This is a genomic window from Companilactobacillus halodurans (assembly GCF_009600985.1).
GTDB lineage: Bacteria > Bacillota > Bacilli > Lactobacillales > Lactobacillaceae > Companilactobacillus > Companilactobacillus halodurans.
Genome location: NZ_VDFP01000025.1, coordinates 20,783 through 33,555, shown reverse-complemented (window position 1 = coordinate 33,555; position 12,773 = coordinate 20,783). Strand labels below are relative to the sequence as shown.

Below are 12,773 nucleotides of genomic sequence, written 5' to 3'. Positions count from 1 at the left end.
ATTAAGCGTATCAATCTTCAAATTTTTTGGCTCCGAGCAAGCTCGTCAGCCAAATAAAAAACAGCTAGACCAATTATGATCTAACTGCTTATGTAAACTGCCATCAACTTAATTTGACGAACAGCCGTTATTTCGGAAGTCCTACTTTTTTAGTTTTTATATAGTCATGTTATATACTGATTTATTTTTAAAAAATGCCATAAAAAATCCTTTAGGCATCAACTTAAGGTGCCTAAAGGAAAATTAAAGACTTATTTTTTAAGGTTTTTCTCGACAAAATCACGTACTTCGTCATCGCTCTTATCGAGGAATGGCTTTTCAGCTTCTTCTGTCTTAATAGTATCGTGATTGTTGTTCTCCATGAAATAATCCCAAATAGCGTCACGGACAACCGTCTTATCGTCACTCCAGTCGAAAGCCTCGCTCATCTTTAAGTTCAATACTTCTGGTTCTTTTGCAATGGCTGCATCAGCCATCTTTGATGGATCTACTTCTGCCATATTTCAACAACCTCCTTAGTTACAATTCCTATTATAGTTCTATTCTGAAAAAGTGACACATTAAATGTTTAAAGTTTTTAGCGTTTTCATCATTTGGCACCATTTATTCACCAATAATCGTTGATACATATAGCTTTTAGAATTAAAAATTATTTTTGTACAAAATGTATGACAAATTCGATTGAAAATTTAGTTCCCAAGTTGTCATTCTGATGCTATACTAATACTCATATAAAATAAACAGTGTTTAAAACTCCTGTGATTCTTTTACTAGCAAGTCTCAGATTATGGGAGCGATTCTCACTTTTATTGTTTTGAAAAAGCCATCGGGGAAGGAAAACCCGATGGCTTTTTTGTTGTTATTTTTTATTCTTTTTAGCGGCAACTTTTTTGCCGAGAGTTGAATGATGCATCCCATAGACAAAGTAAATCACTAAGCCAATGGCAAACCAGATACCAGCATATAACTTAGCTTGAATATCAAGTCCCCAGAAGATTACTAGAGAGCCTAAAAATCCAAGAGCTGGAAGTACTGGATAAAATGGCACTTTGAAGTCTGGCATGGCGATGTCCTTGCCTTCACGCTTTCTCAATGGATAAATCCCTAAGGAAACGAACATAAAGGCAATCAACGTCCCTGCTGAAATCAATTGTGCCAAAAAGGCAAATGGACAAAAAGCGCCAATCAGGATTCCGATAACGGAAAGCACTAACAAGGCATGATTTGGTAGATTGTTTTTGTTCAACTTACCGAGCCAATTTGGCAACATGCCATCACGTCCAAAGGAATAGATCAAACGTGAACCGGCCAGCATCATTCCGATTAAAGCGGTGAACATTCCGATAACAGTTACGGCTTGGATAACGCTGGCAACGACTGGATGTCCGGCGTGTCTTAGAGCCCAGCCAACAGGTTCGGCGTTATTTGCGTATGAAGAATACTTGAACATTCCCACTAGAACTAAAGCAACGGCGACGAACAAGGCCACGGCAATCAACAATGAACCAAGGATTCCTCGAGGCATCGTCTTGCCTGGGTCTTTGGCTTCGGCCGAGTTTGCAGCAATCGAATCAAATCCAATGTAGGAAAGGAAAATCATTGATACTCCGGCGTAGATTCCTTGCCAGCCTCCAAATGCTGTTCCGTCGGCGTTAAGGCGATACTTAGGAATAAAGTGAATATAGTTTTCGATATGAATTGCAGTTAAACCAACAACGATAAATGTTAGGATTGCTAAGACTTTAAGGACAACTAAGACGTTCTCGACTTTAGCGGCACCACTGGCTCCTCGTGAAATCAACCAAGCAACGGCTGCGATAACGACGACAGCAACTAAATCAACGATCCCACCGTTATTGCCAAAGGTATTGGCGATGGCATTGGGGAAATGGACCCCCATCGGTTCTAACAGCCCCCGAAAGTTGGCCGACAGTCCTGAACCAACGAAGGCTAAAGCGATGAAGTATTCTGCCAACAGCGCCCAACCAGCGACCCATCCGAAGAATTCACCAAACATGACATTAATCCACGAATAAGCTGAACCAGCAAACGGCATGGCGGCGGCCATTTCAGCATAGGCAAACGCTACAAGTCCGGCCACGATAGCTGCGACGATAAATGAGAAAACAACTGAAGGTCCAGTGTGCTCTGCCGCTACGACCCCGGGTAAAGTAAAGATTGAAGTCGAGACGATTGTCCCAACACCCAAGGCTAGGAAGTCTTTAACTGTTAATACTCGTACTAAATGTGAATCTTTATCCTCGTATATACTCGGATCTTCTTTTAAGGTCAAACGTTTAAAAAAACCACTCATAAAAAATACACTCCTCTTGATTACCAACCTATTTTTGCATTACTTGGAATAATGACTTGATTATTTTCAGCTGCTTTAAATGCGTCATTCAAGACATCAAAGGCATAGTCAAGCTCTTCTTGAGTAATGACTAGAGGCGGTTGAAATCTCAAAATGTTTCCCTTCAAAGTTATCATAAGCACTCCATGCATAAAGGCATAGTAGATAATCTTATTAGCAAAATCAGCATCGGGAACTTTCGTCTTTTGGTCTTTAACTAGTTCAATTCCACCGTTAAGGCCATACATCCTGACATCCCCTATTTCTGGATAACGATTTTGTAGTTCGAGAAACTTCTTCTTGGCGTAATTTCCCTTTTCAAGGGAACGAAGCAACAACTTCTGTTCTTTTAAAACGTCCAAGGTTGCAAGCGAGGCCGCACAACAAATCGGGTTGCCGGCGGTCGTGAAAGTATGGGCTGGTGAATCAAGGCTCTCCATAATTTCCTTTTTGCCAATTGTCGCACTCAAAGGCATCCCTGAAGCAAGCGACTTACCAACTGACATCAAGTCGGGTTCGATATCTTGAAACTGTTGGTAACTCCACATCTTGCCAGTTCGCCCTAGGCCCTGGTTGATTTCGTCAACGGCAAACAAGATACCGTTTTGATGACAAAATTCATAGACCAGTTGCATGAATTCTTCTGGTGCTTTTCTAATTCCGCCATCGCCTTGAATCGGTTCAATCAAGATGCAGGCTACTTCGTCTGCTGGCAGGTAGCTTTCAAAGGGTTGCTTGAACTCTTCAAAATACCTCACAGCAACGTCATGCTCAGTTTCATTTTTATGGCGTCGGTACAAATCTGGATACGGAACGTGGACGACATCCGGTAACAAAGGTCCCATCTTTCGTGCCATGTTCAAGCTGACACCGGACAAGGTCATGGAACCATAAGTTGAACCGTGATAGGAATCCATAAATGAGACGATATAAGGTCGCCCTGTGTATCCTCGAGCAAACTTGATGATGGCATCGTTAGCTTCGGAACCAGAATTTGCCAGAGACACTTCCTTAGGTGCGCCGGGCACTGTTTGACTCAATCGTTCTATTAATTCTTGTTCCGGACGATTGGGAAAATAGGCTGATGTGTAATGAATCAGTTTTTGCGCTTGGCGCTGTATCGCGCGGACGACTTTTTCATTCGTATGACCAACGTTGATTGACGAAGCGCTTGCCAACAAGTCGATGTACTCGTTCCCATCTGCATCGACTAGCGTGGAGTTATGAGCTGATTCGATAACAAGGTCAAAATAATTGATTCGTGATGCTTTTGAAAAGGCTTCATTTTCGTGCATGATCAATCGGTGATCCACCTCGTGGTCATGATGTGCTTCTTGCGTCGTCATATTGACACCTCCTATTAAATTTATTTATGAAATAGCACCATTCTAATGGTTTTTTAATTTAGTTGCAAGATGTTTTTGTGGTCGAAAGGTTGACTTATTAAGCAAATGCTATGAGATAGATAGTTACATCGGTCAAAAATTACAAAATTTAATTAAAGAAATTCTAATTATTAGAAGTTGCTAATAATAATTTCAGGCACTATGATGATTTTAGAGGTCGATAGTATGATTAATGATGAAGAACAATTGTTAGCTTACATGTCAAAATTTTATAAAACATCTTCTATTGAGTTGAAGCAAAAGTACACAATATCCGAATTGGAAGATGCTTATAACGAGATTCATCAAAAAACTCGATACCAAAAGTATTTAGACAAGAATAAATCCTTCCCTAGTAAATATGTGATGAAAGAATTTAGTCCACTTTAAAATTTGAATAGAAATAAATAAGGGCATTCCCTGATTTGGGAATGCCTTTTTATATTCTAAAATTAATTTATTTTTTCTATGCATTATTGTTTGATATATCCCGTGCTTCTGTAGACGTTTTTCCTTTCTTTAGGAATATACTCTTTGTATAAAAATTACTTTTTATGGAGATGATTCTAAATGAAGGTTCAAAGTCAAGATTTGAAAAAAATAGCTTTAAAAACTTTACTTGGTGTGACCGTCGTCACTGGTTTCTATTCCTTTAAGACTACGACCATTTATGCAGAAACATCAACTAACGACCAATCTGATGATACATTCGATTCTGGTACTTATGGAACCTGTCCTTGGTACATATCTAATGATCATGTCCTACATTTACAAGGTGGAACTTTGGGATATAGCTTGGACGATAACGATACTTCAAATAATAACGATAATAATCACGACTGGAGCTATTATGATGATGACAATGACTACATTAAAAGCATCAGCTTTGACGGGCCTGTGAAATTTCCTAAGAACTCCTCATATATTCTTTCTTTTTTACCAAACTTAGAGTCAATTAAAAATTATAAAAATATTGATTTATCGAATACCTCTGATATTAGTTACATGTTTTATGAAGATCCTGCTTTAAAAAGTGTCAAAATGCCAAATTTATCAGGCCTTTCTAATATAAAAGATAGTTCATATCTTTTTTCAAATGATACTTCATTAAAAGACGTTGATCTTTCAGGCTGGAAGATGACCAATAACACTACTACTTCGTATATGTTTTCTGATAACTATAATCTTAAGTCAATTAACTTAGCTGATTTCGATACTTCAAGCGTTACCGATATGTCTGGTATGTTCGATAACCTCCCAGATAAAAAAGACGATCACTCCGTTAATGTTAACCTGACAAATCTTGATTTATCTAGTTTCGATACTTCCAAGGTTACTGACATGTCAAATATGTTTTCCAATAATCGAGCACTTGAGTCACTTGACTTAAAAAATTTCAAAACGCCAAACGTCACAGACATGTCGAGTATGTTCAAAGATGATGATGATTTGGAATCAATCAATTTAAAGAATTTTGATACGTCTAATGTTACTGACATGAATAGTATGTTTGAATGGAATTCTGCTTTAAAATCGCTAGATTTATCTAATTTCAATACTTCAAAAGTTACCGATATGTCCCAGATGTTTCAAAATACATCTACCCTCAAATCCTTAGACTTATCCAATTTTGATACGTCTAATGTTACTGACATGAACAGTATGTTTGATTATGACAATGATCTTACTAATTTAAATTTATCCAATTTTAATACTTCAAAAGTTACCGACATGCGTCGTATGTTCCATGATGATCAATACCTATCATCATTAGATGTATCCCATTTCGATACATCTAATGTTGCTCTCTTTTCTGATATGTTTAATAACGTTTCAGCAATTCATAATTTAGATGTATCTAAATTTAATACTTCTAAAGCTACCGATATGTACGGTATGTTTAACAACACTAAAAATTTATCAGCCTTAGACGTTTCACATTTTGACACCTCTAAAGTGACTAAATTTACCAATATGTTCAATAACGACGAAAATTTAAAAGCTTTAGATGTTTCCATTTTTAAGACTTCCAATGTGACTGACATGAGCAATATGTTCAACGGCGATAAAAATCTTTCTGCTTTAAGTGTTTCCAAATTCGATACTTCAAAAAACAAAAGTATGAGTAAGATGTTTAACGGTGATAAAAACTTATCCGCCTTAGATGTCTCAAAATTCGATACTTCTAATACTGAAGATTTATCAGACATGTTTAATGGTGACAAAAAGCTTTCTGCTTTAGATGTTTCCAAATTTGATACTTCTAAAGCCACTAAAATGAATGGCATGTTCAATGGAGATGAAAATTTAACTGCTTTAGATGTCTCAAAATTTGACACTTCTAAAACTACTGATTTATCAAACTTATTCGGTGGCGATAAAAAAATCTCTAATTTAGATATATCGAATTTCAATACTTCTAAAGTCACTAATATGAGTGGCATGTTCAAAAATGATGAAAACTTATCAAATCTGGATATGTCGAAATTAAACACTTCCAACGCTACCAATATAGCTGATATTTTTAATGGTGCTAAAAAAATCTCCAATTCCGATATAGCAAAATTAAACTTTTCTAAAGCAACTGATGTAAGTGGATTATTTGCTAACAGAGACTTGAAATCAGTTGATTTATCAAAATTCAATCTTTCTCACGCTACTAAAATGAAAAATATGTTTAGTGGAAATAAGAATCTGACCACACTTGATTTATCAACGCTTGATACTTCTAAAGTTACTGATATGCATGGAATGTTTAAAAATGACGAAAATTTATCTAATATAGATTTATCAAAACTGAATACTACTAGTACCACTAATTTATCTGACATTGTCAGTGGCGATAAAAAAATCTCTAATTTAGATATATCGAAACTTAATTTGTCTAAAGCAACTGACTTGAGTGGCTTTTTTGCAAATAGAGACTTAAAATCAATTGATTTATCAAAATTTGATTTTTCTCATGCTACTAAAATGGCAAATATGTTTAGTGGTAATAAGAATTTAACTTCACTCGACTTATCACCGCTTGATACCTCTAAAGTTACTGATATGAGTGGAATGTTTAAAGGTGATGAAAAATTAACAAACATAAATTTATCAAATTTAAATACTTCCAACACTACTGATATGTCAAATATGTTCAACGGAGCTTCAAATCTTTCTTCATTAGATTTATCGAATTTTAATACATCAAAAGTTAACAAAATGAGTGGTATGTTCAAAAACCTACCCAAAATAAAATCATTAGATTTAACTTCTTTTAATACTCCCATTTGTAATTACATGGACGAAATGTTTGCTAATGATGATAAATTAGCTGATATCAAATTTAACTACAACACGGATCGTTTTGGCATTCCTTATTGGAATACTCGCAATGTTTCAGATTTCCATGGTATGTTTGAAAATACGTCTTCATTAAAGCATCTAAATACAAGACCATGGTCAAATGGTTTTATCACTAATGTGACAAGCATGTTTAAAAACTCCGGTGTACAAGATTTAGATTTCACACATTGGGATATGGCATCATTATTTGAGGGACATACTAACTGGAGTAAAAGAGTTGAACATCCCTTTGGCGAATCTAAAAAGGGAACTGGCATGTTTGATGGAACCCACCTCAAATCAATAACATTTGGTAGCAGAAATCATTTTAATAATGATATTGATTTGCCAAATAATGGTCACCTTTGGTCCTGTACAATTATAGATTCTACCGGTAAACCTAAAACTGTTTATATCGATGATAAGGCAGGTGTAAAAAATTCTTTAGGGAACATATTGCCTTATAAAGAAGGCGAAGGAGTAAAGGATCTGGTTACAAGCATCATAAGTTATAAGTCTTTACCAACAACAAAACCATCGGCACCAGTTCCAAGTCTTAAGCCAAATCCTACTCCTAATCCAAGTCTTGCTCCTAAGCCAAATCCTACTCCTAATCCAAATCCTACTCCTAAGCCAAATCCAGCTCCTAATCCAAGTCCTGCTCCTAATCCAAGTCCTACTCCTAATCCAAGTCCTGCTCCTAATCCAAGTCCTGCTCCTAATCCAAGTCCTGCTCCTAATCCAAGTCCTGCTCCTGAACCTGAAACTACTCCAGAAAATCAGCATCACAATAATCCAAGCCCCAATCCATCTACCACGTCAAATAACCTCAATATTCAAAAAATCAACGAAACTGTCAATACTTTCGTTGGTTCGTATGTCGATATTTTTAGTTTGGACAATGGAAAAATGAATCTCCTTTCCAATCTCAAATTGGCGCCTGATTCTGCTTGGTTCAGTGACCAATATGTCACTATCGGACGGGATTCTTACTATCGCGTTGCTACTAACGAGTGGGTCAATGCTAATCAAGTCTACGTTTACAAGTATGTTGATTTAGATGTCACAACTAACAGCGATTCAGTTAAATACCTCATAAGCGCTAAAGATAAAAACGTTCAAAATCGAGCTTTAGCTCCTAATACTAAGTGGCACGCTGATCAGTCTGCTACTTTCAATCAATCTACTTATTATCGTGTAGCAACTGATGAATTTGTTAAAAATACTGATGTTCATTAAACCTAAAAAAGGTCTACCTAGAAATAGGCAGGCCTTTTTGAAATTCAAATTTTATAAGAATGAACGTAAGATTTCTTTCATTGGTGGCAATTGTGGTATCGACTTCTTGTCGATTACGTGACCGAGTCCAAATTTAGCATAACCTTGAGCTTCATCCATCATAATTTTACCTGGAAGTGGTGCTTCATCAGTCACTGCTACATCAAGCAAAACTGGTTTCTTTGGAATACGATATTTGTCGATAGCAGCTTTGAATTCATCATCAGTTGTAATACGTTCGCCAATTCCACCACAGGCTTCAGCAACTTTGGCGAAATCGATTTCTGGCAAACTGATGCCGTAATTTTGTTGACCAGCTGATTGTTGTTCATACTCAATAAAGGCCAACAATTTGTTATTTAAGACGATATAAAGCATTGGCAAGTTATATCTAACAGCTGTGGCAAAGTCTTGCATGACCATTGAAGTTGCACCATCGCCAGAAAATGCATAAACCGGACGATCTGGGAAAGCATTCTTGGCCGCAATTGCTCCAGGAAGTGCACAGCCCATCGTACCTAGCCAAGCTGAAATAGTGTACATTTGTGATGACTTAGCCGTTAGGAAACGAGCTCCAAAAGCAGTTGAAGTCCCAACATCAATCGACCAAATAGTATCGCTTGGAGCATTTTCGCTCAAACGATGGAACATCAATGAAGGCAAGACGCCATCATGTTTCTTAGTGTAAACGTCATGCATCCAACTGCGCCATTGACCAATTTTTGAAACAGCTTCATCTAAGAATGGCCGTGACTCGACCTCTGTCCCTAATTCATTCAAGCGAGCCAAAGTTTCCTTAGCATCAGCTTGAATGGCAATATTGACGTGGCGACGTTTACCCAAGCGATCAGCGTTGATGTCGATTTGAACGGCATCGACTTTTTTATTCAAATATGGTGCATATGGATAATCGGTCCCAATCATGATGACCATATCGGCCTTTTGCATCATCTCAAAAGCCGGCTTAGTTCCCAGTTTTCCTAGTTGTCCTAAATTATAAGGGTGATTATCGTCGACCAATCCTTTAGCGGGCATTGTTAAAATCAAAGGCAGCTTGTATTTTTCGATAAATTCTTTAGTTTCTTTTTTAGCATGCTTGATTCCAACACCTGCTAAAACAATCGGATTAGAGTGAATCTTCATCATTTCCAAAACAGCTTTAATTTGGTCATCGTCGACACGGTAATCTTCCATTTGGAAATTATCGACGTTGGGCGTGAAATTATCTTTAATCATGTGAGCTGGAATATCGTCAGGAATCGTCAAAACAGCAACACCCTTTTTAGCGATAGCAGTTCTAATGGCTTCATCGACGATTCTAGGCAACGACTGCGGATCCATGATAATCTTGTTGTACACGGCAACATCTTCAAACAAAACGTGCGTATCGACTTCTTGGAAGAAATCAGTATTGAGCAATTTTGATTGAACTTGACCCAAAATAGCCAACACGGGAGCATGATCCATTTTGGCATCATACAGTCCATTCAACAAGTGGATTGCCCCTGGTCCTCCAATCGAGAGACAAACTCCCAATTTTCCAGTCAGTTTGGCGTGAGCTGCGGCCGCTAAAGCACCTACTTCTTCATGAAGAACATGTGTAAATTTAATTTTATCTTGCGCACGGTATAAGGCATCAATTGTTGTATCAACTGAGTCCCCTGGGAGTCCGTAAATATTATCTACACCCCATTTTGCTAAAACATCTATCATCTTATCAGATGCACGAATAGCCATAATTAGTCCCTCCTAGTATCAGTTACCTATAAAATACCACAATGGCTTCACAATGAAAGCGTTTTGCTCACGTTTACAACAGTAGTTTGCTTATATCTTGATAAACCAGTTTGTGAAGTACATTTGAAAGTAAAAATCCATTTTGGAACTTTTCTGTTATGATATGTTTAGAAGTTATTCAGGGGGCCTACCATGGTTAAACAATTCCAACTCTATCGTTGGCTACGGTTTATCTTTTTATTGGTGGCGGGAATTTTAATTGTCGTTGCACCTATTAAGAGTTTTGATATCATCATTTACATTGTCTCAAGTTACATTGCTATCTACGGAATCCTTTCGATTATCGATGGATTCAGCATTCGGAAATTAACTGGGGAAAATAATATAGCAATCGCTTTAGGCATCGGTGCATTATTTTTAGCATTAGGTGTCTTGTTATTTGCCAAATTTTTAATTGCTTTGGTGCCTCCTGTTTTGGGTATCATCTTGTTGGTCAACGGCATCAACCAGTTTCGTGATTCTCACGAGATGACAAAAAGGGTCAAAATAAAGCCCTACCTCGATTATTTCTATTCAGCCCTTTTAGTGGCAGCAGGTATTGTCTTTATCTTGAACCCTTCAAAAACGATTATTTTTATTTATCAACTATTCGGAGTAGGCTTGATTCTTCTAGCTTTCTTCGAAATTATTAATTCCAGAATCTATCGTGATTAGATCTGGATTTTTTTTAATGTTATGGTACTTAAGCAATTTTCAATCGCACTCTTATCAAAATGGGTCGTTGCTTGCCAGGTCTGAATATTATTGCCATTTCTCACCGAAATTGCTCCAACAATCAATGTTCCCAAACGCAATTTATTGAGACTGTGCAAAGAAACCCGCATGATGGCCGCGGTGTCGTTTTCGTCAACATTCAAATTGGCGCCGATGCTGGCCGCTGTTTCTGACAAAACGGCGTTGATGCTTCCGGCTTTATTTTCTTCTTGATCCAAGTGTTCTTGGGTCAATTCCATTTTTAAAACTACTTTATGCCGACCACGTTCGACAACTTCAATCCCTAAATCGTCTAATAAACTCATTTTGTACCTCAATTTTTTTCAATAATTAGTTAAATTTTATTGTTTAATTGTTTTACAATCAAGTTAAAGCACCTCACTCGCATCAAATCTTCCAATGAAAAGAGGCCACATTTTGGAAAACTGGTTAGTCAAACGCGCTAAACTTGATCCTGACAAAATTGCTTTAATCTTGGAACATGCTGATTTCACCTTCAGTGAACTCAACACCACGGTCCAATTGTTCGCTAGCAAATTGTCGAGTTGTGGCATTAGTGAAAATGATCCCATCGCTTTATTTACCGACAATTGCTTTAATGGTTACGTTGCCATTTTAGCACTTCAACAGCTCGGAGCGCAGACGATTCTACTTGATACGCAATTATCTTTGAAAACCTTGGAAGACCACATCAAAGATTGTTGTCCTAAAACGATTCTGGTCAGTGATTCAGCCGATACCACATACCTTGATCAAATCGACTGGGATAAGACTTTTGTCTCAGAAGTTCTCAGTCTCAAAAAAAATCCTAATTACCGTCCGATTCAAGATTTTAACGAAAATAAAATTGTTGCTATCTTCTATACCCCAAATGCGGCTTCCTTTGACACTGGGGTCATGTTGACGTATCGCAATTTCTTTGAATCAGCCATGGGGACTGCCTTGAACTTAGGCATTACCAAACAAGATACTTGGGTTTTGGCCCTGCCTATCTTCAACGTCCCCGCCTATTCAGTCATCATGCGGTCATTGATTTACGGCATTGGGGTCAACTTGATTGAATGTTTTATTTCGACCTCATCAATAAAGTGCTAATAAATGAGCGTGCCACGATTGTTTCTTTTACGCCGACTTTATTGAGACAAGCTCTCAACACTTTGCCTAAGGGAAAGCACTACAATGAATACTTTCGTTGCGTCTTTGTCGGTAACGGCGTGGCTGACAATTGGACCCTTATGCGCTGCAACATGCTTGACATCCCAGTTCTGCAGACGTATGGCATGACTGAAACGACAGCCTCGATTACCGCTTTAAACTATAATGACGCTGAAATAAAAGCCGGCTCCTGCGGCCAACCTTACTTTACAGATCAAATCCGCATCACCGACATCAACCAAGATAATATCGGCGACATCGAAGTAAAGTCCCCCAGCGTTGCAGTCGGTTATCTCAATAATAAAGCCTTATACCAATCACGCTTTACCAATGACGGCTACTTCAAAACCGGCGACGTCGGTTACCTAGATGACGACAACTTTCTTTACCTCAAAGGCAGAGCTGACGATTTGATTTACACCGACGACAAGATTCTCTATCCCGAAGAAATCGAAAACATCTACCGCAGCGTCAACGGCATCGAAGACATCTGCATCGTAGGCAAAATTGGAGCAGACAACAAAATGGCCCCCGTAGCCTACCTAAGTTTAAAAGACCAATATCGCCTAACCAGTGGCAATCTAAAAGAATTCGGACAACATAATTTGTTGAATTACCAAGTACCAGTGGAATTTCGGTTAATTAAGAAAATGCCTAAAGCCACTAATGGAAGAATATTGAGATGGAAATTAAAAGGATTGGAATTTAAAATAATCTAGAGAGTAAAATCAGAGAGTGGAGCAAGCCCGCTTAGATTCCGA

Annotated in this window: 10 protein-coding genes; 5 read left to right on the top strand and 5 right to left on the bottom strand. The window is 37.8% G+C overall.

Going from position 1 to position 12,773, the window contains the following annotated elements; all coding sequences use genetic code 11:
- Positions 1–251: 251 nt before the first annotated feature.
- The 3 genes from FHL06_RS10460 to FHL06_RS10450 form a co-directional block, all read right to left on the bottom strand.
- Positions 252–500, bottom strand: coding sequence for a P8 family protein (locus FHL06_RS10460; protein WP_153386407.1), 249 nt, complete (start codon positions 498–500; stop codon positions 252–254).
- A 359-nt stretch (positions 501–859) separates the two neighbouring features.
- Entirely contained in the window at positions 860–2,314 is a 1,455-nt protein-coding gene (locus tag FHL06_RS10455; RefSeq protein ID WP_153386405.1) for an APC family permease, read from the bottom strand.
- Between the two features lie 20 nt (positions 2,315–2,334).
- A complete protein-coding gene (locus FHL06_RS10450; RefSeq protein WP_153386403.1) occupies positions 2,335–3,699 on the bottom strand; it encodes an aspartate aminotransferase family protein in 1,365 nt (454 codons plus the stop codon).
- Positions 3,700–3,924: 225 nt separating this feature from the next.
- Here FHL06_RS10450 and FHL06_RS10445 point away from each other — a divergent pair, with 225 nt between their 5' ends.
- Together FHL06_RS10445 and FHL06_RS10440 are read left to right on the top strand one after the other, a co-directional pair.
- Positions 3,925–4,128, top strand: coding sequence for a hypothetical protein (locus FHL06_RS10445; protein ID WP_153386401.1), 204 nt, complete (start codon positions 3,925–3,927; stop codon positions 4,126–4,128).
- Between the two features lie 180 nt (positions 4,129–4,308).
- Positions 4,309–8,307, top strand: coding sequence for a BspA family leucine-rich repeat surface protein (locus FHL06_RS10440; protein WP_153386399.1), 3,999 nt, complete (start codon positions 4,309–4,311; stop codon positions 8,305–8,307).
- 51 nt (positions 8,308–8,358) lie between these two features.
- Here the strand turns inward: FHL06_RS10440 and FHL06_RS10435 are convergent, their stop codons facing one another.
- Positions 8,359–10,083 carry a pyruvate oxidase gene (locus FHL06_RS10435; protein WP_153386397.1) on the bottom strand — a complete coding sequence of 575 codons (1,725 nt, stop codon included), beginning with the start codon at positions 10,081–10,083 and terminating at the stop codon, positions 8,359–8,361.
- A 192-nt stretch (positions 10,084–10,275) separates the two neighbouring features.
- Between FHL06_RS10435 and FHL06_RS10430 the strand changes: the two genes are divergently transcribed.
- Positions 10,276–10,797, top strand: a complete 522-nt coding sequence (locus tag FHL06_RS10430) for a DUF308 domain-containing protein (RefSeq protein ID WP_153386395.1) — start codon at positions 10,276–10,278, stop codon at positions 10,795–10,797.
- On the opposite strand, the gene FHL06_RS10425 is transcribed toward FHL06_RS10430, so the two are convergent.
- Positions 10,794–11,162: a hotdog family protein gene (locus FHL06_RS10425; protein ID WP_153386393.1), complete on the bottom strand. Its 369-nt coding sequence runs from the start codon at positions 11,160–11,162 to the stop codon at positions 10,794–10,796. The two genes, FHL06_RS10430 and FHL06_RS10425, sit on opposite strands and share 4 nt — an antisense overlap.
- Before the next feature lie 112 nt (positions 11,163–11,274).
- On the opposite strand from FHL06_RS10425, the gene FHL06_RS10420 reads away from it, so the two are divergent.
- Both FHL06_RS10420 and FHL06_RS10415 read left to right on the top strand, forming a co-directional pair.
- Entirely contained in the window at positions 11,275–11,952 is a 678-nt protein-coding gene (locus FHL06_RS10420) for an AMP-binding protein (protein ID WP_192917964.1), read from the top strand.
- Positions 11,919–12,731: an AMP-binding protein gene (locus FHL06_RS10415; protein WP_153386389.1), complete on the top strand. Its 813-nt coding sequence runs from the start codon at positions 11,919–11,921 to the stop codon at positions 12,729–12,731. Before FHL06_RS10420 ends, FHL06_RS10415 begins: the two co-directional genes overlap by 34 nt.
- Positions 12,732–12,773 lie beyond the last annotated feature (42 nt).

Bases quoted from the DNA above. Each gene is read 5' to 3' on its own strand.
- FHL06_RS10460 (WP_153386407.1), bottom strand. From the start codon at position 500: ATGGCAGAAGTAGATCCATCAAAGATGGCTGATGCAGCCATTGCAAAA.
- FHL06_RS10455 (WP_153386405.1), bottom strand. From the start codon at position 2,314: ATGAGTGGTTTTTTTAAACGTTTGACCTTAAAAGAAGATCCGAGTATA.
- FHL06_RS10450 (WP_153386403.1), bottom strand. From the start codon at position 3,699: ATGACGACGCAAGAAGCACATCATGACCACGAGGTGGATCACCGATTG.
- FHL06_RS10445 (WP_153386401.1), top strand. From the start codon at position 3,925: ATGATTAATGATGAAGAACAATTGTTAGCTTACATGTCAAAATTTTAT.
- FHL06_RS10440 (WP_153386399.1), top strand. From the start codon at position 4,309: ATGAAGGTTCAAAGTCAAGATTTGAAAAAAATAGCTTTAAAAACTTTA.
- FHL06_RS10435 (WP_153386397.1), bottom strand. From the start codon at position 10,083: ATGGCTATTCGTGCATCTGATAAGATGATAGATGTTTTAGCAAAATGG.
- FHL06_RS10430 (WP_153386395.1), top strand. From the start codon at position 10,276: ATGGTTAAACAATTCCAACTCTATCGTTGGCTACGGTTTATCTTTTTA.
- FHL06_RS10425 (WP_153386393.1), bottom strand. From the start codon at position 11,162: ATGAGTTTATTAGACGATTTAGGGATTGAAGTTGTCGAACGTGGTCGG.
- FHL06_RS10415 (WP_153386389.1), top strand. From the start codon at position 11,919: ATGTTTTATTTCGACCTCATCAATAAAGTGCTAATAAATGAGCGTGCC.